Source organism: Colwellia sp. BRX8-9, from assembly GCF_014077245.1.
In the GTDB taxonomy this organism is placed as follows: Bacteria; Pseudomonadota; Gammaproteobacteria; order Enterobacterales; family Alteromonadaceae; genus Colwellia_A.
In genome coordinates, this window is record NZ_JACGVN010000014.1 from 64,459 (window position 1) to 86,574 (window position 22,116).

Consider the following 22,116-nt stretch of genomic DNA (forward strand, 5'->3'; position numbering starts at 1 on the left):
ATCAATTCTTGCTATTTTTTAATCATCTAGTCACTAGGTAAATAACATTTACTGAAAATAGTGCCAATGAATGAGAAAATTAGATTGGTAAATGTCAGTTGAAATAGCGACAATGCTGTTTAGCTAAGTTTTATGTTTTAAGGAAAGGTAATGAATCCTATTATTCAGGCACTAAAAGAATTAAATGTAAGTGAAGAAAAAATTAAAGAACTTTTTCAAGTACTCACCGAAAACCCAATGATGGCGATGATGAATATTCAGTCATTGGGTTTACCACCGGAGAAGTTGCAATCAATTATGATGATGGTCATGTCTAGCCCAGAACTAATTAAAGAAGCGGTAGAAGAGCTAGGTTTAGATTTTGCTAAAGTTGAAGCGGCTAAAGCTAAACTTAAAGAAAATAAATAATAGTTTAGTAACTGTTATTGATGGCTAAGCCCAATAAAAAAGCCCCTGAAAAGTCTGTTGATATTTATTGCAGTAAGTGTCGAGCACCTCTGTATAAATACAAAAAAGGCGGTAAAGGGGCATTAGTTAAATGTTTTAAAGCTCGGATAGTTAAAAATTTTACCATGACACCCTGTGTGTGCCCAAGCTGTGCCAGTGTCTTTGCTCGGGAGACGTTAATTCGGGGTATGCCAGTCTTTAAAATGATTGGTGGCAAAGTGACGTATAAATAAAAGTTCTTAGCCGATAGATTGATTACAGCGATGGAGGTTGGGTAAATGAATGCAGATGACGTTTTAAATTTTTGGTTTACAGAAATTGATCAATCACAGTGGTGGCTAAAAGACCTCGCGTTTGATCAGTGTATTATTAGCAAGTTTTCGGCTGTGCATCTGGCGGCAAATAGTGGTGAGTTATTCAAATGGCGACTTACAGCTAAAGGGCGACTTGCTGAAATTATTATTCTAGATCAGTTCTCTAGAAATATGTATCGTGATACGCCAGGTGCTTTTGCCTGTGACCCTTTAGCTTTAGCGCTTGCTCAAGAAGCGATAGCCGTTGGCGCTGATCAAGAGTTAAATCATTTAGAAAGAAATTTTTTGTATATGCCGTTTATGCATAGTGAGTCATTAATGATACATGATATCGCTGTTAAGCTCTTTGTCGATAATGGCGTTGCTTCAAGTATCGATTTTGAAAATAAACATAAAATAATCATTGAAAAATTTGGCCGTTATCCGCATCGCAATAAAATCCTTAACAGGAAGTCTAGTCAAGAAGAACGTGAGTTCTTAACACAAGCCAATTCATCTTTTTAAAAAGGAAGCATAGTCTACATGGATCCAATAATCGATTTTACGTCATATACCTTAGAAGAATTATACTCAGCAGCAGAACAAATCGACAGTGAGCAATACCCAGAACGAGCTGCAGAAATTAATAAGTTAATAGTTGAGAAAACAGTTGTTGAACCCGCACATGTAGCTGTAACAGTCGAGCAAACTGTCGCTGAACCGGAGATAGAACAAAATGTGAAAAGAGTGGGTGAAAAAGCAACACGTTTAGACCGTTTTTATGCGGCATTAATTGATGGTCTTATTGGTATATTTGCTGCTGTACCTATTTTTATCACTGTCGGTTTTGATAAATTAGCGGAACCCACTTTTTCTTTAACAGTGATGTTACTCGCTTATGGACTTATTGCTGGCCTTGTCTTACATGGTTACCTGCTTTACCATTATGGACAAACCATAGGCAAGAATTTCATGTCTATTCGAATTGAAAATTTAGATGACAGTAAGGCAAGTTTAACGACAATTTACGTTAAGCGGATGATACCGATGCAACTACTTTCTCTTGTTCCTTTTGGTGGTCAAATTATTTCAGGCCTGGTTAATCCACTCTTTATCTTTGGTAAAGAAAAGCGTTGTCTGCATGATTATGTCGCAAAAACAAAAGTCTGTTATACCAACAACTAAACTTATTTAATGATAAAATCTGCATGTTTACTGACTTAGTCTGTTGATAAACATGCAGTTATTTTCTAAGCATCGTTTTGGTATTATCTGCTCGCGATTATCTTATAAGCCGTTATGATATTGGCTGTTCGTTGATTCAGGTACCATGATATTAAGTGTCTCAGGTACGTTAATATTACCGTTAAGTAATGCTTCAAATTGACTAATCAATAACGCTTTGTCTGGTGTTTCTTTATCACCTGAGCCAATGTTAGTCAGATCAATCATAAAGCCATCAAATAAATCACTTAGGTCTTCAATAATTTCAGTATTTAAAAACTGGTCTTGATTATAAATACTTGGATAGCCGGCTTTTTGTTTATCGATAGCAAACGAAACACCTTTCAAGTTAGTGATACTGGTAGATTTATCACACGACAGCATACAGCCGTTATCAATGCGTGGTTTTTCACAGCCAACACTTTGTTGGAAGAAACATTGTCGGCTGGCCATCAATAAAATAGGGTGGTAAATACTGTAGAAAAGTTTGAAGTTTTCCGGACGAGCAATATTTCTAATTTGTTGACGGTTTATTTCGTTAGAAATAAACGCACCTTTACAATCAAAACCTTCTTGCATTGCAAGTAAAGCGTAAGAGTTAGTCGTATTTAAGAAAGGCCCTGCTATCCACTGAATCCCCAAACGGTTCGCTTCATAAGCGATACCCGTGTTATTGGTTACAATCAGTTGTGGTTTTACTTGTTGTAAAATATTGACCGCGACGTCGTAATCTTTGCCAATTAATACTGAAGGAAACCAAGGGATCAAGCGAGGGTTTTCTTTAAGAAAACCGACATACTTAGTACAACCGCGTTTATATGCATCGGGTAATTTAAAGTAAATATCTGCCGAAGTTAATTTTGCTAATTCAACATCACTTTCATCACAAATAAGAATTGATAGCTCGGCTTTTGCATCACCAGTCGTGGTATGTTTAGGGTGATTGGCTAACTTAGGTAATTGAACCTCAGGTAACACAACTTTAGAGTTATTCAACAAAAAGGCGGCTTCATTTTTTAATACCGTTAATTCTTTAAAAGGAATGCTTAAGCCATCTTCTAAGTCATCGGTTATTATTTCAATCAAATCGAAATGGGCATTGTTAAAGCTTTTAAAACGCTTTTCAAGGGTTTCTCTGTCAATACTCAGTTTGCCACTTTTTACTAAGTTGCTTTGTGACTTAAGCGCGTAACTTTTAACCTCAAGCCCTTTCTCGCTGTCTTTAGCATCAACAAAAGCTTGCTGTTGAGAAAGTTCTTTTGTCGTTACGGTCAAGGTAAGTGGTTGATCTAATGTACCTGAAATAGCCAGTGTTAGCGGTATCTTGCCAATGGTTAAATGTTTTATTTTATCGTCAACAGAGGCATTGATTAGCTGTTTTTCATCATTAAGTTTTTGTTCAACTTCTTGAATTTGTACAACTGATATCGCATTGCTTTTATCAACAGCATGGTATTTGGAATTATCCCGTGGGTTTTCAATAAACATTGACTGATTTAAATCACCACGTAAAAAGGCGTTGGAGAAGTCGCGGTTAAAAACTTTATAAAGGCGTTCACCATCTTCGAGTAATTCACCTGTTTTAAGGAAACCATCAATTTGTTTGCGAAAGCTATCAACAACAGTATGAACGTAGCTGGCACCTTTTATACGTCCTTCAATTTTAAAGGAATGCACACCGGCTTCGATAAGCGCAGGTAAATCAAAAAAAGCCGAGTTATCTTTTATATTTAACGGGAATTTATTACCGGTTGCTGTTGGTTCATATTCTTCACGACAAGCTTGGCTACAACGACCGCGATTTCCTGAATTGCCAACACTTGCTGATGTTGAATAACAAAGACCAGAGAAAGCCACACAGAGTGAACCATGCACAAAAACTTCTGTTAAGGTATCGTGCGCTTTACCCGCTGCTGCCATTGCGGTAATTTCACGTAAATCTAGCTCTCTTGATAAATTCACTCGTGATGCACCGAGTTTTTTCAAAAAAGGTATTTGACCCACGTTATGGGTGGTTAATTGCGTTGATGCGTGAATATCTAAGGTTGGAAAATGCTGGGTAAGCAGATAGAACATGCCAATATCTTGCACGATAACACCATCAAGTGTGGTGTTGGCAAGTTTAGTTAATAATTTAGCCAGTGAAGCAAATTCACGCTCTAAGATCACCACATTCAAGGTTAAAAATATTTCACATTGATACTGATGAGCTAAACGAATAACGCCAACAAGTTGATCAAAGGAGATATTAGTCGCACGATTACGGGCGTTAAAAGTATCTAGGCCACAGTAAACGGCATCGGCTCCAGCAATAATCGCTGCTTTAATTGCTTCGACATCACCGCCGGGTGCTAATAACTCTATTTTTTGATCCATGGGGTCACTTATTTTCACTTAAATTTAAAGGTGGCGATTTTACCGATATATTTCCTTAATGAATACCGTTAAAGTAACTTATTATTTTATATTTTCTATAAATAAACGCCCATGAAGCCAAACTCGTCGTTACCTGTACTCTATTCCTTAAGAAACTGTCCTTATGCAATGCGCGCAAGAATCGCAATATATTATGCAAAACAGACAGTTGCATTACGTGACCTGGTATTAACCGATAAACCTGATGAAATGATTGCGGTATCTCCAAAAGGCACGGTCCCAGTTTTAGTCACCGAACTTGATACGGGAGAGCCACGGGTTATTGAAGAGAGTCTGGAGGTTATGCTGTGGGCATTAGATAAAAGCGATCCCGATAACCTTCTGCATAGTGATACACCTGATTTATTACCAGAAATGTTATCGTTAATTTCAACATTTGATGATGAATTTAAACAATGTTTTGATAAATATCAGTGTGCAAAACGTTATCATGAAACTTCACTGGCCAGTGATAGAGCTGCGTGTGAAAAATACATAGCCGATTTAGAGCAACGTCTACAACTCACTGAATTTCTTATGTCAGACAAAAACAGTTTGGCCGATATCGCTTTATTGCCTTTTATTCGTAAGTTTTCAAAAGTCGAGCGGCAATGGTATTTACATTCACCGTATCCGAAACTTAGGGCATGGCTAAATAACTATTTACAAAGCCGGATGTTCAGTAAAGTGATGACCCAATACCCCTTGTGGTTGGAAAATAAAGCGGTGATAACTTTTGGCGATGACCGTTAAAAAGTCATTATTAAGTTTGTTTAATTTTTCTTAAGCTTTCCTTAAGAAAACATAACTAAGATAGCGTCAATTATATTTCTTGATGGTATTTCAGTGAACATACTCAACGCACAACATCCTTATCTAACAGCAATAGTGGCTATTAAAAGATTGCAATTTTTTTTCCTTTTGATGCTAACGTCTTTAGCATTACTGAGTCATGCCCAAGCGAATAATCTATCTGAAAGTTCAGCTAAAATGCAATTAGATACCCTAATAGCTCAACACCATGGTGATGTTATTTATGTAGATTTTTGGTCGTCTTGGTGCGGTCCTTGTCGTAAATCATTCCCGTGGATGAATAAAATGCAGAATGAGCATCAAGCACAAGGCTTTACTGTTATCAGTATCAATCTCGATACGGAACAAAGATTAGCCACTGAATTTTTACGAGAGAACCCAGCAAACTTTGCGGTAATTTATGATCCTAACGGAGAGCTTGCGCGCTTTTTTAAAATTCAGGGGATGCCCAGTAGTTTGATCATCAACAAGTTAGGTGAGATTAAATACGCACATAGTGGTTTTTTTACCAACAAAGTTTCACAATACGAACAAGAAATTCAACAGTTACTTGCTCTCTAACGAATAATATAAAGAGAATAATGAGGTTTTCAATGAACAATAAATTTAAATATTCACTGGTTTTTGCTGCGGTAACTTTGGCATCAGGTTGCTCAAGTTTAGGTGTCGAACCTTGGGAACGTGATTTGTTAGCAAAAGAGCAAATGGCTTTAACATCTTCACCAATTGATTCAGCACTTGATGATCATATTTATTTCAGTAAAGAAGCATCAAGCGGCGGTAAAAGCTTCGGTGGCGGAGGTTGTGGATGCAATTAATTAACGAGAGTAAATCGAAAAAAACTATCAACAAAAAGAACCTCAAGGCTGCGTTAACTTTAGCAACTACCGCTTTGTTAGGCAGTGTTCAAGTTAGTGCTGCCCCAACATCAGTAGCAGCAGATAAAGATACTTGGTCTTTTGACTCCGCGTTTTTATATTACAGTGAGGCTGATCGTGTTTCAGCAGCAGAAGCTGTTTTTAATGCTAAAAAAACTTACAGCGACGATAGTATTTTAAATTTGAAGTTAACGGTTGATGCATTAACCGGGGCTTCAGCCAATGGCGCCGTTGCTCAGCCCGATGTTCAAACGTTTACCAGACCCTCTGGTAAAGGAGATTATCAAGTTAAAGCAGGTGAAACACCCCTTGATGACACTTTTCATGATACGCGTGTACAGCTGAATGCTCAGTGGACGCAAGCACTCGCACCTAATTTTACAGGCAGTGTCGGTGGGCATCTTTCAAAAGAATATGATTACTTGTCTTTAGGGGTAAATGGCAATATTGCTTATGACTTTAATAAGAAGAACTCGACTATTTCTTTTGGTTTAAGTCATTTTCAAGACACCTTTACACCAGAAGGGGGCTTACCTAAACCTTTTGCTTCTATGGCGTCAGCTTATAATGACAGCGAAGACGAAAGTGCTCATGATGCTACTCGAATGGGCAGCGATGATGATAAAACCACCTCGGATATTATGGTAGGTTTTACCCAAGTCATTAATAGACGTATGGTCACACAGTTTAATTATTCCTATTCGGTTGTTGATGGCTATTTAACGGATCCCTTTAAAGTCTTAAGTTTGTTAAATAACGAAGGTCTTGCACAAGACTATTTATATGAGAATCGCCCTAATGAGCGGACCAAACAAAGTGTTTTTGCACAAACAAAATATCACTTTGATGAAACTATTTTAGATGTGTCATATCGGTATATGTGGGATGACTGGGATATAAAGTCTCATACGGTAGATACTCGCTTTTATATTCCGTTAGGTAACGGTAGTTATTTAGAGCCACATTTACGTTTTTATCAACAAGGCGCAGCCCAATTTTATCAACCTTTCTTAATGGAAGATGATGCAACACCTGAGTTTGCCAGTGCCGATTACCGTATTGGTGAAATGACCGCTTATACGGTTGGTTTAAAATATGGTATGAAGTTAGCAGATGGTAATGATTTGTCTTTTAGACTTGAATATTATCGCCAAGACCCAAAAAGTGCCGGACATAAGGTGCCTAGTGCTTTAGCTAACATAGATATATATGAAAGCATTGATGCAATAATTGCGCAGGTTAGCTATTCGTTCTAAAGTGTAGTAATAATCTAAATAATACAAGCCCTTATTTAATCACATAAATAAGGGCTTTATCTTTTTACCAAGGTGACAATTGAATAAACTTAGAGAAATAAAACTGGCCAAACGCTCAGACGGATTCTGTATTCAATTTGATGCTATGGCCAGTCCATGTGAGGTGATTATTGAAACCTCTGACCCCGCGCTTGCCAAACAGCTTGGTGAACAAGTCAGTACAGAAGTTTGGCGCATTGAAGACAAGTATAGCCGTTACAACTCCGATAGCCTTTGTAGCCAGATAAATCAAAGTCAGGGTAAGCCCATCGCTATTGACGATGAGACTTTTGCTTTCTTAAACTTTGCCGATACTTGTTACCAACTTAGCGATGGGATATTTGATATAACCTCAGGCGTGCTAAGAAAAGTCTGGTGTTTTGATTGCTCTGACAATATTCCTACTTCGCTGGCGGTTAAAAAGGCCATGGAGAATGTGGGTTGGCATAAAATAAAATACGATAATCGCCAAGTGACTTTACCGATAAATATGGAAATTGATTTCGGTGGTATTGGTAAAGAGTATGCGGTTGATCGCGCCATAGTCTTAATAAATTTATTAACACAACAACCCGTATTGGTGAATTTAGGTGGCGATTTAGCGACAAATTCATCAAGAAAAAATGGTCAACCGTGGCAAGTTGGAGTAGAGCACCCTGGTTTTGTCGACAAAAAAACCATAGTCGTCTCATTATTTAAAGGTGCACTGGCAACGAGTGGCGATGCAAAGCGCTTTTTAGAGAAAAACGGTCAACGTTACAGCCATATTCTAAATGCTAAAACGGGTTGGCCAATTGAGCATGCACCGCGGTCAATGACTGTTTCAGCACCACAATGCATTCAAGCGGGTATATTGGCGACGTTAGCTCAAATGCAGGGCGAAAATGCAGAACAGTTTTTAACCGAACAAGACATCAAGCACTGGGCTATTCGTTAGTTACTTCAAATACGCTTATTAATAACAGAATTTATCATAAGTTAAATCGCAAATAGTAAGAATTAACGATAAGCTAAGCTTTCGTTAATTCTTTTTGTGTAGGTTTTACTGATGACACCTTGGTCTTTTAATTTATTAGCTTGTTTATTTTTTTGTTTTATAAATGTCAACGATGTTGTCGCTGCACAATTGGTGGTGCCTGATGTTTATAAATTGATAAAAGTTAATGGTGAAAAGGCAAGTAGTGATTTCTTTAGCCGAAATACTGTCGTTGATATAAAGCGCGGTGAAAATATTTTAATCGTGCAATATAGCGAGCTTTTTGAAAATTATGATGACGACGACCACGTAACGATAAAGTCTGCTCCCCAAGTTATTTTATTTACTTTAAAAGAAACCGTCCACCAGAAGTACATTATGGTCACCCCCGTTATATCTGACAGCTTTAACGCACGTGAATTTGCCCAATCCCCGACCATTGAAATAAAGTCTTTTAATGAAAACTCAGTTCAACAAGACGCTATATTTGTGCTTAATCAAAGTTTAACTGAATTTGAAGCGGGTTTAGCCTTTAAAAAAATAGCTGAACATCAAAAACAGCTGGCTAAAACGCCTGAAAATAATAAACAAAGTAGCGATATTAACAAATCAGACGATGCTTTAAATAAATTAAAGTTTTGGTGGCATAAAGCAAATAAAGAACAACAAAAACGATTTGTTGAATCTATTCAACAGAAGTAAAATAGTTAATGTACCTTTTTACAAACAACTCACTATTGGGGATAAGATGAAATACCTACTCGTTATTATGATCAGTTTATTTTCATTATCAATCACGGCAGAGCAATACACGAATCAGGGTATTGAAGTCATTGGTAAAGGGTCGGTTAGTGCAAAGCCTGACAAGTTTACTTTTACGGTGACGGTTAGCCAGCGCGGCAATGTTGCCAGCAAAGCTAAAGCCTTGGTTGACCACAAAAGCCAGTTAGTGACCCAGATGTATTTATCAATGGGCATTGCTGAGTCTGCTATTGAATCCGCTCGATTAGAATTAATTCCCCGCTATGAAATACCGGCTGATGTGCCAGCGATAATCGTTCATCAGAAGTTGCCTAATCAAGGCGAGTTCGAAAAAAGCAACACGAAAGCGTTTATTAATAGTCATCAATTAGCAGATAACTCAGCGGCTCAGCAAGAAAAAGTTTACTTTGAAGTCTCTCGTACCATAAAAGTGACTTTTAGCGATTTTTCGCGCTATGACCAATTACTCGATAATGTTGTAAAAATCGGTGTTAATCGCATTTCTGCTTTGCAAACTTCAATAATAAACGATGAAGCTTTGTATCAACAAGCGCTGATCAATGCCTTAAAAAATGCGCACCAAAAAGCCATCACTATTGCCAAGCAAATGGGCGTTACCTTAGGTAAGATTTCAAATTTGACTGAGTCTGCTTATCACACACCAAACACTTATGGTGTGGCAGGTAGAAGTAACGGCGGTTTTAATTCACAAGTAGCAGAAAGTAATGTTGTTGCTCAAGTGAATGTTACTTTTGCTATAAAAACCGAGAAATAAAGCGGCAGTTAAGCTAATTTGCAGCAATATAAGTTAAAAGTGCATAAAATCTGTAATAATTGCTTTAACTTCGCGGGTTATCGGGTTATGTTATGCGTTTTTTGACCATCACTTATCTTTGATAAACATAAGAATACCGGTATTTATGAATAAAAATGATTTATATCAAGAACTTTACCAACAAGTTGATGCCTTAATCAGCGATGAACCTGATATTATTGCTAACATGGCAAATATCAGCGCCTTACTTTTTGAGCACTTGTCACAAGTAAACTGGGTTGGATTTTATCGTTTAATTGATAATGAACTAGTTTTAGGGCCTTTTCAGGGTAAAGTGGCTTGTATTCGTATTCCTGTTGGCACAGGGGTCTGTGGCACAGCAGTTAGCCAAAGCACCACACAGCGTATTGCCGATGTTCATTCTTTTGATGGTCACATTGCTTGCGATGCAAGTAGTAATTCAGAAATTGTTATTCCGGTAAAAGTCGGTGACAATATTATTGCTGTCCTTGATATAGATAGCACAGCCTATGATCATTTTGATGAAATTGATCAACAAGGTTTGGAAGCAATAATTAATTTATTTGAAAATATGATCATCAAGCATGGCGTGTTAAACTAATGAAAGAAATTATCGTTATTCATGATTATCTCGTTAGCGAAAGTATTGTCGGTGACTGGGATGGCCAAGAAGAATTCGTTGCCGAACGAATAAATGAAATTTATCATCTGATTTATGATTTAGCCGAAGAAGATATTGAACCAGAGATATTAGCGCAATTATTATCTTTGGTTTGGGACACTTGGATTTGCCAAGAATCACTACCTGACATAGATAGTGAAGATATTTATGACTGGTGCCAACATTTGTTGGATAACCGTGAACAGTACCTTCAAGATTTAACCTCTTAGATTTAAGAATTTTTAAAAAGTTGTATTTATGGACACTAAAATAGTAAACGAAGTGAGCAAAACAGAAATGAGTAATACTGAAACTGAAGTAACTACTGACGTTGCAGTTGATACTGACGTTGCACAACAAACACCAGTAGCAGCAGAGCAAGAAACTGAAGTTAAACGGTTAAGCACAAAAGAAATTATTGCTTATTTAGCGGATAAATTTCCAAAGTGTTTCTCGGTTGATGGTCCAGCTAAAGCGCTTAAAATCGGCATCTTTCAAGATTTGTCTGCAAATTTAGCGGAAGATGGCACTGTAAGTAAAACTCGCTTACGCCAAGCATTAAGACATTACACTAGCAGCTGGCGTTATTTGAAAGCGGTTAAGTTGGGTAACTTTCGTGTTGATATCGATGGCAATGACTCTGCTGAGATAGATCAAGAGCAAGCTGACTATGCCAGTAAGACACTAAAAGAAAGCCAAGACAAATTTGGTAACAAAAACAAACACGACAAAGCAAGCAAAAAGCCTTATAAAGGATCTAAGCTTAATAAGTCAGACAATCCTACTGAAGCAAAACCGTCTGCTCACAACCTAGAAGCAAAGCAAGAAAAACAAGCTAAGTTTAAGTCGGTAAAATCAACTAAATCGACAAATACTAAAGCAGAAGTTAAACTTGTTCCTGTTGAAGACAGCGCAGTCGTTGTTGGTAAAAGCGTTAAAGTTAAATTAGGCAACTCGCCTATGAACGCTGTTATCACTGAAGTTGCTGGTAAAGATGTGAGTGTACAATTAAATTCAGGAATGGTTGTTAAGACACAAATTAAAAATATATTTACTGAATAAATTGGAGTGTTTTGGGCATGCTAAAAATTTGTCGTATCGCAATTGCCGTTTCTTTGTCGCTATCAGCAATGAACATCTTTGCTGTCGAAAATCTTGATAAGGTAGAATCGCTACCCATATTGGCTCCTGAAAGCCAGCATGCTGCATCGAGTAAACGCGTTACTGCGCAGTTTACTCGAGCCCATTACTCGAAAGTTGACATGGATGATGCGCTCTCTGAAAAAATATTTGACCGTTATATAAAACAACTTGATTATGCTCGAAATGTTTTTTTAGCGACCGATATAGAAGACTTTCAAAAGCATCGTCTTGAATTTGATCAAATAATCGCTCGTGGTAAGTTAGATATAGCCTATGACATATTTAACTTAAACCTTCAAAGACGTGCCGAGCGTTATGAATATGCATTAAGCCTTTTAGAAAAAGAACCTTTCGACTTTACTGTAAACGAAGTTTATAACTTCGACCGTGAAGAAGCTGATTGGCCAAAAGATAGTGCAGAATTAAATGAGTTATGGCGCTTAAAAGTTAAGTACGACGCCCTAAATTTAACCTTAGCGGGTAAAGAATGGCCTAAAGTGCAAGAAGTTTTAGGCAAACGCTATCGTTATGCGATTAAAAGATTAAAACAAAGTGAAAGTGAAGATGTTTTTCAAGTCGTCATGAATAGCTTTGCTCGCGTTGTTGAACCTCACACCTCTTATTTATCACCAAGAAATGCTGAAAAATTTCAAATGGACATGAATCTGTCTCTTGAAGGGATTGGTGCGGTACTTAGAGCTGAAGAAGACTATACGGTTATCAATAGCGTTGTTCCCGGTGGACCGGCAGACAAATCAAACGAAGTAAAACCTAAAGACCGAATCGTCGGTGTTGCGCAAGACGATGATAAATTTGAAGATGTTATCGGTTGGCGTTTAGATGATGTTGTAGATCTCATTAAAGGACCTAAGGGCACCAAAGTTCGTTTGCAAATTTTGCCAGCGGAAGCGGAAGATGATGCCGTTATTAAAGTTGTTACGATTGTTCGTGATAAAATAGTCCTTGAAGACAGAGCGGCAAAGTCTGAAGTGTATTTTGAAACTAAAGGTGATGAAAAGTCTAAAAAATTAGGCATTATCACTATACCTAGTTTTTATAATAATTTATCGCGCGATGTGAACAAAGAACTCGATAAACTTAAAGCCGAACAAGTCGCTGGTATTATTATTGATTTACGTGGTAATGGCGGTGGTTCATTACGTGAAGCAACATTATTAACGGGTTTATTTATTGATAAAGGCCCCGTTGTCCAGATACGTGATGGTGCAAACCGAGTACAAGTTAATAGTGATGATGATGGAGTCAGTTCTTATGATGGCTCATTAACCGTGATGGTTGACAGATACAGTGCTTCTGCTTCTGAAATTTTTGCCGCAGCGATTCAAGATTATGGTCGTGGGGTAATCGTAGGCGAACATACCTTTGGTAAAGGTACTGTTCAGCAACATCGTGGACTAGGGCGAGTTTATGACCTTTATGATAATCCATTAGGTAGTATTCAATTTACCATCGCTAAGTTTTACCGTATCAATGGTGGTAGTACTCAGCATAGAGGTGTTTTACCCGATATTTCTTTTCCAACGGCTGTTGACCCAGAAGACTGGGGAGAAAGTCGAGAGAAAAATGCACTACCTTGGGATCAAATCCCTAAGGCAAAATATCAAGCTTTAGGTAACTTATCGGCTGACTTAACGTACCTCACTTCACTGCATAGTGAGCGTGTTAAAGGCAATCGTGAGTTTAACTACTTACTTGATGATATTGCGGTTTATCAAAAAGAGAAAGACGATAAAACTATTTCCCTTAAGTTAGATGAACGTAAAGCAAAACGCGAAGAACGAAAAGCGAAGCAACTTATTCGTGTTAATGAACGATTAGTTGTTATGGGTAAAGAAAAAGTGAAATCACTTGAAGACTTACCTGATGAGTTAGAAGAATTGGATCCATTTTTAGATGAAACGGCTAAGATAACTTTTGATTTAATCTCGCTGGGTAAAGTCGCTAAAAAATAATGATTACCCACCCAAAAAAGCCGCTTAATTGCGGCTTTTATGTAAGAAAAAAGCTAAACTCAATTTCTTCTATAGATTAGCCTATATGCGTTACCCTGACTTTTAGGGGTTTGTGATTAATATCAATTTGATTAGCGTTGTACTATTTTTCCTAATGAAAAATAAGATAACTCGTTAATAAAAACGATATAAACATTAAAAATTATAACTATAAAAAACTTAAGGTCGGCATCGCACATGACAGAGCCAGAAAAAGACAATCAACCCGTAGTAATCAACACCCACAAAGAACCGAGCATGCTAGATGCGTTAATTCCTATTTTTGCATTAGTTGTTATGTTAACAACAGCCGTTTGGTATTTTGCTGACAACTCCTCTTATGGTCCAAATCAAATTGCTTTATTACTCGCTATGGGTATAGCGATTGTTATTGGTATCAAGAATGGTTATACGTGGCAGTCGATTGAGAAGTCAATTGTCGGTGGTATTTCTATTTCTTTGGGGGCAATTTTAATACTGTTAGCAGTTGGCTCATTAATAGGAACTTGGCTACTGTCTGGTACTGTGCCTACGATGGTTTATTATGGCTTACAAATTATTGACCCTAGTTGGTTCTACGCCGCTGCCTGTTTAGTTTGTGGTATTGTCGCAATGAGTATTGGCAGTTCTTGGACTACAGCGGCAACGGTCGGTGTTGCCTTTATTGGCATTGCGAACGGTTTTGAAATGTCGACTGCGGTTACGGCGGGAGCTGTTATTTCAGGTGCTTATTTTGGTGATAAATTATCGCCGTTATCTGAAACGACTAACCTTGCTCCTGCAGTAGCAGGCAGTGAATTATTTGAACATATTCGATATATGTTATGGACCACCATACCTTCTATTAGCATCGCCTTGGTGCTGTTTCTTATTATTGGCTTTGATCACTCTTCAAATGTAACTGGAGACACCACAAGTATTGATGCCTTGCTGACCACACTAGATGCAACTTATAATATTTCTATACTTAATCTTATCCCACTTTTTATCTTACTTTATTTAGCCTTTAAAAAAGTACCAGCATTTCCTGCTGTGGCGATTGGTGCTTTAATTGGCGCTGTTTGGGCGTTAGTTTTTCAGCAAGAGCTTATTTTAAACATGGCTGCAGAAGGCGTTAGTGGCGTTAAAGCTTATATAACCGTGGTTTGGACAGCATTTTTTGATGGCGTAGTGGTTAACACTGGCAACAAACAAATTGATGAATTGCTTAGTCGTGGCGGTATGTCGAGTATGCTAAACACGATTTGGTTGGTAATGTGTGCCTTAAGTTTTGGTGCCGTGTTAGAGCATTTAGGTATGCTAAATAAATTTGTTAAAGCCATTCTCTCAACAGCTAAATCAACGGGAAGCTTAATCGCCAGCACTGTTGCAACTTGTATTGGCACTAACTTAATAACAGCCGATCAATATATGGCGATAGTTATGCCTGGTCGTATGTTTAAAGCTGAATTTAAACGCCGAGGTTTTCATCCAACACTATTAAGTCGTACGTTAGAAGATTCAGGCACTATTACTTCACCGTTAATTCCATGGAACACTTGTGGTGCCTTTATGTTTGGCGCGTTGGCATTAACATCATACGATTATATTTTTTATTGCTTTTTTAATTTAATTAACCCGGTGCTTGCCATCGTTTATGGTTACACCGGTTTTAAAATTAAAATGTTAGCAACAAACAGTGACGAAGCGATAAAGAGCTAACATCAAAGAACATTGCGATAAAAAGAGGATATTCATCCTTTATTTACGCTTCATATCGACTTAATATAAAGCCTGTTTTTACAGGCTTTATATTTTCAAAAAGGAAACGCTCATGACTGACTTTACAGCGCGCTATTTATCTGATTACCAAGTTTCAAATTTTTCTATTACCACCGTCGATCTGACCTTTGAACTTGCTGACACGGCAACCATAGTAACCAGCACTATGGCGATTAAACGTGAAAATAAAGAGGCTAAGCAATTAGTGCTTGATGGCGAGCAATTGAAACTTATTTCATTGCAAATTGATCATCAAGACTTGCCTGAAAGTTATTATCAGGTCAGTGACACACAGTTAACCCTAGATATTAGTGCTGATGAATTTACACTAACTATAGTGACTGAAATTGACCCACTTAATAACACCTCACTCGAAGGCTTATTTAAGTCGGGCGGCGCTTTTTGTACACAATGTGAGGCCGAGGGTTTTAGACGTATAACCTATTACCTAGATCGTCCTGATGTGATGTCGACCTTTTCAACCAAAGTCATTGCTGATAAAAAGCGTTACCCTTATTTGTTATCAAATGGCAATAAAACTGCAGCGGGTGATTTACCGCAAGGGAAACATTTTACTTGTTGGCATGACCCTCATCCAAAACCTTGTTATTTATTTGCTCTGGTTGCTGGTGATTTTGACTTACTTGTTGATACCTTTACCACCCAAGATAAACGCGATGTGGCAATAGAAATATTTGTTGATAAAGGTAACTTACCTAAAGCTCACCATGCGATGGCATCACTAAAAAAATCGATGCTTTGGGATGAAGAAACCTTTGGTTTAGTTTATGACCTCGATATCTACATGATTGTAGCCGTCGACTTCTTCAATATGGGAGCGATGGAAAATAAAGGCTTAAATGTTTTTAATTCGAAATTTGTTTTAGCAGATAATGAGAGTGCCACCGATACTGATTTCTTTAATATTGAAGCTGTGATCGGTCATGAATACTTTCACAACTGGACGGGTAATCGGGTAACTTGCCGCGATTGGTTCCAGTTAAGTCTAAAAGAAGGTTTAACAGTATTTCGCGATCAGCAGTTTAGCGCTGATATGCACAGTGCTGCAGTAAACCGTATTAAAAATGTGAGATTGCTGCGTTCAAAACAGTTCGCTGAAGATGCCGGACCTATGGCTCATCCTATTCGTCCTGAAAAAGTACTAGAGATGAATAATTTTTACACCTTAACCGTTTATGAAAAAGGTGCTGAAGTCATCCGCATGATTAACACCTTGTTAGGAGAAGTTAAGTTTAGAAAAGGCATGGACTTATATTTTGCTCGCTTCGATGGTATGGCCGTGACCTGTGATGACTTTATTAATGCGATGTCAGATGCCTCGGGTGTTGACCTTGATTTATTTAAAGGCTGGTACTATCAGTCGGGTACGCCGACATTATCTGTAAATGAGATTTTTTCAAAGGGACAGTATCAATTAACCTTGACCCAGAAAAATCCAAATCAAAAAGACGGTAGCGAGGGTAAAGCATTACATATCCCTGTTGCTATTGAGCTTATCGAAAACAATAAGGTGATCGGACGTGAGTTACTTGAGTTAACCACTGAGCAGCAAACATGGACCTTTGACAATCTTGCTGTTAAACCTGTGCTAGCGATATTGGCAGATTTTTCAGCGCCGGTGAAGCTTACGATTAAGCAAACAGATAAAGAGCTGGCAACCATTATGGCTTTTGCCGATGATGAGTTTTGTCGTTGGGACGCTGGTCAGCAATTGATGTTGAATTATATTAAAGCGTTAGTCGATGACAGTAGCTTTGTTCTGCCACAGAGTTTATTAACGACTTATCAAGCTATTTTTGACGCAAATACCGATAATTCCTTTAAAGCCGAACAATTATCACTGCCTAGTTTTGACGAAGTTGTCGCAGAAATAGCACAGGTTGATCCCATCAAAGTAGTTAATGCTATTGCCGCAGTGAAGTTATTTTTAGTGACCGGCTTAACCGCTAGTTTTGAGAAAGCCTTTACTGCCAATAAATCTTTTGCCTATAAATATGACGGTGAAGAAGTTGGCCAACGCGCACTAAAAAATGTTTGTTTGTCTTACCTCTCTTTACTTGAGCATCAAAAGAGCAAGGTAGTAGAACAATATCAATCGTCAGATAACATGACTGATACTTTGGCAGCATTAGTCTGCTCAGCTGAAAACAACTCAGCTGACTTAGCAGGGCAGTTACAGCATTTTGAAAAAAAATGGCAGAGTACAGCATTAGTCATGGATAAGTGGTTTAGTCTTGCGGCTCAACAATGTAGCGAAGATATTTTTACTTCATTGGGTAACTTATTAACTCACCCGTTATTTAGCTTAAAGAATCCAAATCGGGCACGTTCATTAGTGGGTAGCTTCAGCGTTAATAATCCGCGTTATTTTCACTGTCAGTCAGGCCAGGGTTATCAGTTTCTCGCAGAGCAAATCGCTTTGTTGAATGAAATAAACCCACAGGTGGCTTCAAGGCTCATTACGCCTTTAATTCAATTTAGATCTTTTGATTTATCTAGACAGGAATTGATGCGCGCAGAATTAGAGAAGTTGACTACACTTAAAAACTTATCAAAAGACTTAAAAGAAAAACTTGATGCGGCCTTAGCGAGCTAACTCTTTTATGAAATATTTCTTTTCAATAAATATGACCACTGCTGAGTTTTTCCCTTATTATGAAGGTAAAGCTCAGCAGATGGTTGTTACTACAACTCAAGGAGTGCGGGTACAATTTCCGGCAATGCATATGCGAAAATATTTATTATCTACAGGTATTAAGGGGCTTTTTTGTCTAGAAACTGAAAATAATAAATTTTTATCTGTGACAAAAATGGCATGATTAGAGTATTAGCTTTAAACAGTGGTCGGACCATTTGATGTGTTTGAAGGCTATTGGCCTGTTTCGCTGTAACACTTAATACAAGTAACTACTTGTTAAAATCTATATGAAGAATTTTTTGTTTTAAACGCTTGTTTAAAACGCTAGTGTCTGATTCGCTTTTTATTGATTAGAAGTCATTAAAACACAGGGTATTATCAATTGTTTTTACCTCTTGCACCATTGATAAAATGATGCAATTATTGTTTTAGACCACTTATTTCAAATAGTAAGTAGCGATGATAAAAATAAAATATAATCTACACGCTCTGGGGAGAGAATAAATGAAATATAGCCCTCGCAATCGGTTTTATAAAAAACCTTTAGCTGCCAGTATAACCGCTGCGCTTGTTTGTTTAGCGACAGTAAGCCAAGCACAAGCAGAGAATTTTACATTAGGCAACTTCGACGTTACTTTTGATTCAACGTTTAGTTACGGTCAAAGTTGGCGTGTAGAAGATCGCAACTGGAATGATAATGTTGGTAAGTCAAACAATTTAAATAATGGTTTTGATTTTAGTAATTATCATCCATCATTAAATCCAAATCCTGATCCTGCAACGGTATGGAATGGAAAAGGCGGTTATTCAACCAATGGTGATAACGCTAACCTTAACTATAACGCCGGTGATAGCTTTTCTCAGATAATCAAAGGTTCACACGAACTAGAAGTTCGTTATGAAAACTTTGGTTTGTTCGTTCGTGGCATGTATTTCTATGATTTTGAAATGAGTGACGGCGACCGAGCGTGGACTAATCCTTTATCAGAGGTTAGAAACGATCCTTGTCGTGACGGTGAAGCAAGTGATCAAATATGTAATGACGTAAGATTACTTGATGCTTTCGTTTATGGTGATTTCGTTGTAGGTGACATGCCGCTTTCTGTTCGTGTCGGCCAACAAGTGATCAGCTGGGGTGAAAGTACTTTAATCTCTCACGGTATTAGTGAGTTAAACCCTGTTGATATCGCTCGTCTTCGTGCTCCTGGTTCAGAATTGAAAGAAGCCTTTATTCCTTTCGGTGCAATTTGGGGTTCACTTGGTGTTTCTGAGAATTTCAATATTGAAGCCTTCTACCAGTACAACTGGGAAAAAACAGTGTTACCAGCACCGGGTAGCTACTTCTCAACTAATGACTTTGCTGGTGACGGTGGTCAGTTTAATAATGTTCAGTTAGGCTTTGGTAGTAACCCTGATATGGACTTAGATTATCTTATTGAAGGTCTAAATACCCTTAGTGGTGCTATTGCTGCTGGCGCTGTTCCTGCTGAAAGTATCGGCGCAGCTTATTTAGGCGCTTTTCCAACGAAGGTTACACTTCGTCAAGCTGATGCAGAAAATGAACCTGAAGATGGTGGCCAGTATGGTCTTCGTTTATCATGGTTTTTACCTGAATTCAACGACACCGAAATCAGTCTTTACCACATGAATTACCATAGCCGTCGCCCAATATTTGCTGGTGTTACTGCTGATTTTAGTAATGAAGCTATTGGTCATGATATTGGTATGTTACTTTCAGGCGCTATTACTGAAGAAAATTATACAAATTTGAAAGCCTTCTCTCGTGTAGAACTTGATTACGTAGAAGACATTAAAGTTTATGCAATGAGCTTTAACACCGTTTTAGGCACAACTTCTGTTGCCGGTGAAATTACTTACCGCCAAGATGAACCGTTGCAAATTGATGATGTTGAGTTATTGTTTGCGGCGATGCCACAGCAACTAGCGAATGATCAAGGTCGCACTGAGCTTGATGGTATTTCTCAAATGCCAATATTCCAGGGCGGCGAACATGCTGATGGTTTTGTTCTATCAGATACTTTACAAGCACAAACAACGCTAACGCATCTTTGGGGTCCTTCATTTGGCGCCAGCCAGTTAACAACATTAGTTGAAGTGGGTGGTATTAACCTGCAAGACATGCCTGACCAAGACGTATTACGATTAAATGGTCCAGGTACTGCACGTAACGGTGGCATTGCCGGTAAAGAAGGTTTAGAAATGGCAGTTCAGGACGGTGTTGAAACTAACCCGTTCCCAGACGCATTTGCTTGGGGTTACCGTGCAATTGCTAAGTTAGACTTTAATAACGTTATCGCTGGTATTAACATTTCACCACGTGTGGTTTTCTCTCATGATGTTAAAGGTACCACACCAGATCCATTATTCTTATTTGTTGAAAAACGTAAGTCTGTCGCCTTAGGTATTAACTTTAATTACCAAAGTCGCTGGTCAGCAGACATTAACTATAACGGTTTTTGGGATGGCGTAGGTACAACCAATCAAATAGCAGACCGCGATTACATTTCATTCAGCATTAAATATTCTATATAAGGGCTAAGTTAATGAGCAATATTATGAAAAATTCACTAAAAAAATTAACATTAGCCTCAGTTGCAGTAAGTTTGGCTATTGTGTCAACAGCAACTTTAGCTAAAGTTTCATCGACTGAGGTCGCAAAGTTAAGTAAAGAACTAACACCGATTGGCGCAGTGCGTGCGGCCAATAAAGACGGTTCTATTCCTGCATGGAACGGTGGTATTACTTCTGTTCCTGCTGGCTATACCGTTGGTGATCACCATATAGACCCATTTTCTACCGACAAAGTAAAATACACGATCACTGCGGCTAACGTGGGTGAATATAAAGCCATGTTAACGCCGGGTCAGGTCAAGTTATTTGAAACATATCCTGATACTTATAAAATGAATGTTTACCAATCAAGACGTTCAGCTTCTTACCCTGAGCATGTTTATCAAGCAAGTATTGATAATGCCGGACGTACAGAATTAGTTGAAGGCGGTAATGGTATTGTTAACGCGGCTGTTGGTATCCCATTTCCGGTACCAAAAGATGGCTTAGAAGCTATTTGGAATCACATTTTACGTTATCGTGGTGAATCTTTAACACGAGAAGGGGGTCAAGCAGCTCCGACCGCTTCTGGTGATTATACTTATTTAGGTTTTGACGATCAGCTTATGATCCCATATGGGGTTAAAGGTGCTTCAGCAGATAAACTTAAAGAAACAAATATTTTGTTTAAGTTTAAGCAAAAAGTAACTGAACCAGCACGTTTAGCGGGTACCGCATTATTAGTTCATGAAACAATGAACCAAATACAAACACCACGCCAAGCTTGGACATACAACACCGGACAACGTCGTGTTCGCCGTGCACCAAATGTTGCTTATGACACGCCAGGTACAGCGTCTGATGGATTACGTACCACAGATGATTTCGACATGTTTAACGGCGCACCAAACCGTTACAACTGGACATTAAAAGGGAAACAGGAATTATTGATCCCTTACAATGATTATCGTTTACACAGCGACTCATTAAAATATGCGGATATTTTAATGCCAGGCCACATTAACCCAGAACATGTTCGTTATGAAAAACATCGTGTATGGGTTGTCGAAGCTAACTTAAAATCAGATACACGCCATACTTACAAAAAACGTGTTTTCTTTATTGATGAAGATAGCTGGCAAATTGCGGTAACCGATATTTACGATAACCGTGACGAGTTATATCGTGTTGGTGTTGCCCATGGTTTGAATTATTACGAAGTTCCTACACAATGGTCTACACTTGAAGTGTTCCATGATTTACAGTCTCGTCGCTACATAGCAATGGGCTTAGATAATGAAGCTAAAATGTATGACTTTTCAGCTGAGTTAGATGATATATCATTTACTTCTTCTGCATTAAGACGTGAAGGGCGCAGATAACCGCTAGGTTTAAACATTTATAACGGCT

At 38.1% G+C, this 22,116-nt stretch carries 21 protein-coding genes; 20 read left to right on the forward strand and 1 reads right to left on the reverse strand.

The window, feature by feature from the left end; translation table 11 throughout:
* Positions 1-150 precede the first annotated feature (150 nt).
* Genes H4J70_RS12920 through H4J70_RS12935 form a run of 4 tightly spaced genes read left to right on the forward strand, consistent with a single transcriptional unit; the run spans position 151 to position 1,925 of the window.
* Positions 151-408 carry a DUF2999 family protein gene (locus H4J70_RS12920; RefSeq protein ID WP_182170121.1) on the forward strand — a complete coding sequence of 86 codons (258 nt, stop codon included), beginning with the start codon at positions 151-153 and terminating at the stop codon, positions 406-408.
* 20 nt (positions 409-428) lie between these two features.
* Positions 429-680, forward strand: coding sequence for a hypothetical protein (locus tag H4J70_RS12925; RefSeq protein ID WP_182251246.1), 252 nt, complete (start codon positions 429-431; stop codon positions 678-680).
* 45 nt (positions 681-725) lie between these two features.
* Entirely contained in the window at positions 726-1,265 is a 540-nt protein-coding gene (locus H4J70_RS12930) for a DUF924 family protein (protein WP_182251247.1), read from the forward strand.
* 18 nt (positions 1,266-1,283) lie between these two features.
* Entirely contained in the window at positions 1,284-1,925 is a 642-nt protein-coding gene (locus H4J70_RS12935) for an RDD family protein (protein ID WP_182251248.1), read from the forward strand.
* A 102-nt stretch (positions 1,926-2,027) separates the two neighbouring features.
* Here the strand turns inward: H4J70_RS12935 and H4J70_RS12940 are convergent, their stop codons facing one another.
* On the reverse strand, positions 2,028-4,340 hold the full coding sequence (locus H4J70_RS12940; RefSeq protein WP_182251249.1) for a peptidase U32 family protein: 2,313 nt from the start codon (positions 4,338-4,340) through the stop codon (positions 2,028-2,030).
* A gap of 111 nt (positions 4,341-4,451) precedes the next feature.
* Here H4J70_RS12940 and H4J70_RS12945 point away from each other — a divergent pair, with 111 nt between their 5' ends.
* From H4J70_RS12945 to H4J70_RS13020, 16 genes are all read left to right on the forward strand, one after another.
* Positions 4,452-5,132 carry a glutathione S-transferase gene (locus tag H4J70_RS12945; protein ID WP_182221712.1) on the forward strand — a complete coding sequence of 227 codons (681 nt, stop codon included), beginning with the start codon at positions 4,452-4,454 and terminating at the stop codon, positions 5,130-5,132.
* Positions 5,133-5,225: 93 nt separating this feature from the next.
* Positions 5,226-5,753 carry a TlpA disulfide reductase family protein gene (locus tag H4J70_RS12950; RefSeq protein ID WP_310740345.1) on the forward strand — a complete coding sequence of 176 codons (528 nt, stop codon included), beginning with the start codon at positions 5,226-5,228 and terminating at the stop codon, positions 5,751-5,753.
* Between the two features lie 32 nt (positions 5,754-5,785).
* Positions 5,786-6,010 (forward strand): DUF4266 domain-containing protein, encoded by a 225-nt coding sequence (locus tag H4J70_RS12955; protein ID WP_070376578.1) that lies wholly within the window; start codon positions 5,786-5,788, stop codon positions 6,008-6,010.
* The gene (locus tag H4J70_RS12960; RefSeq protein ID WP_182214203.1) at positions 6,001-7,326 is read left to right on the forward strand and encodes a DUF3570 domain-containing protein; all 1,326 of its coding nucleotides are present in this window, start codon (positions 6,001-6,003) and stop codon (positions 7,324-7,326) included. The genes H4J70_RS12955 and H4J70_RS12960 overlap by 10 nt, the downstream gene beginning before the upstream one ends.
* Before the next feature lie 79 nt (positions 7,327-7,405).
* Positions 7,406-8,302: an FAD:protein FMN transferase gene (locus H4J70_RS12965; protein ID WP_259368052.1), complete on the forward strand. Its 897-nt coding sequence runs from the start codon at positions 7,406-7,408 to the stop codon at positions 8,300-8,302.
* 111 nt (positions 8,303-8,413) lie between these two features.
* Positions 8,414-9,043: a DUF2057 family protein gene (locus tag H4J70_RS12970; RefSeq protein WP_182251250.1), complete on the forward strand. Its 630-nt coding sequence runs from the start codon at positions 8,414-8,416 to the stop codon at positions 9,041-9,043.
* A 46-nt stretch (positions 9,044-9,089) separates the two neighbouring features.
* A complete protein-coding gene (locus H4J70_RS12975; RefSeq protein WP_182251251.1) occupies positions 9,090-9,878 on the forward strand; it encodes an SIMPL domain-containing protein in 789 nt (262 codons plus the stop codon).
* A 145-nt stretch (positions 9,879-10,023) separates the two neighbouring features.
* Entirely contained in the window at positions 10,024-10,500 is a 477-nt protein-coding gene (locus tag H4J70_RS12980; RefSeq protein ID WP_070376583.1) for a GAF domain-containing protein, read from the forward strand.
* Positions 10,500-10,790: a hypothetical protein gene (locus H4J70_RS12985; RefSeq protein ID WP_070376584.1), complete on the forward strand. Its 291-nt coding sequence runs from the start codon at positions 10,500-10,502 to the stop codon at positions 10,788-10,790. The genes H4J70_RS12980 and H4J70_RS12985 overlap by 1 nt, the downstream gene beginning before the upstream one ends.
* A gap of 28 nt (positions 10,791-10,818) precedes the next feature.
* Positions 10,819-11,622, forward strand: coding sequence for an RNA chaperone ProQ (gene proQ / locus H4J70_RS12990; RefSeq protein WP_259368053.1), 804 nt, complete (start codon positions 10,819-10,821; stop codon positions 11,620-11,622).
* 17 nt (positions 11,623-11,639) lie between these two features.
* On the forward strand, positions 11,640-13,676 hold the full coding sequence (prc, locus tag H4J70_RS12995) for a carboxy terminal-processing peptidase (RefSeq protein WP_182214210.1): 2,037 nt from the start codon (positions 11,640-11,642) through the stop codon (positions 13,674-13,676).
* A gap of 237 nt (positions 13,677-13,913) precedes the next feature.
* On the forward strand, positions 13,914-15,416 hold the full coding sequence (gene nhaC, locus H4J70_RS13000; RefSeq protein WP_182214212.1) for a Na+/H+ antiporter NhaC: 1,503 nt from the start codon (positions 13,914-13,916) through the stop codon (positions 15,414-15,416).
* A gap of 112 nt (positions 15,417-15,528) precedes the next feature.
* Positions 15,529-18,093 (forward strand): aminopeptidase N, encoded by a 2,565-nt coding sequence (gene pepN / locus H4J70_RS13005; RefSeq protein ID WP_182214214.1) that lies wholly within the window; start codon positions 15,529-15,531, stop codon positions 18,091-18,093.
* A gap of 7 nt (positions 18,094-18,100) precedes the next feature.
* A complete protein-coding gene (locus tag H4J70_RS13010) occupies positions 18,101-18,316 on the forward strand; it encodes a DUF2835 family protein (RefSeq protein WP_182170154.1) in 216 nt (71 codons plus the stop codon).
* Positions 18,317-18,639: 323 nt separating this feature from the next.
* Positions 18,640-20,688, forward strand: a complete 2,049-nt coding sequence (locus H4J70_RS13015; protein WP_182214216.1) for a DUF1302 domain-containing protein — start codon at positions 18,640-18,642, stop codon at positions 20,686-20,688.
* A gap of 23 nt (positions 20,689-20,711) precedes the next feature.
* Positions 20,712-22,088 carry a DUF1329 domain-containing protein gene (locus H4J70_RS13020; protein WP_182214217.1) on the forward strand — a complete coding sequence of 459 codons (1,377 nt, stop codon included), beginning with the start codon at positions 20,712-20,714 and terminating at the stop codon, positions 22,086-22,088.
* The last annotated feature ends 28 nt before the right edge of the window (positions 22,089-22,116 follow it).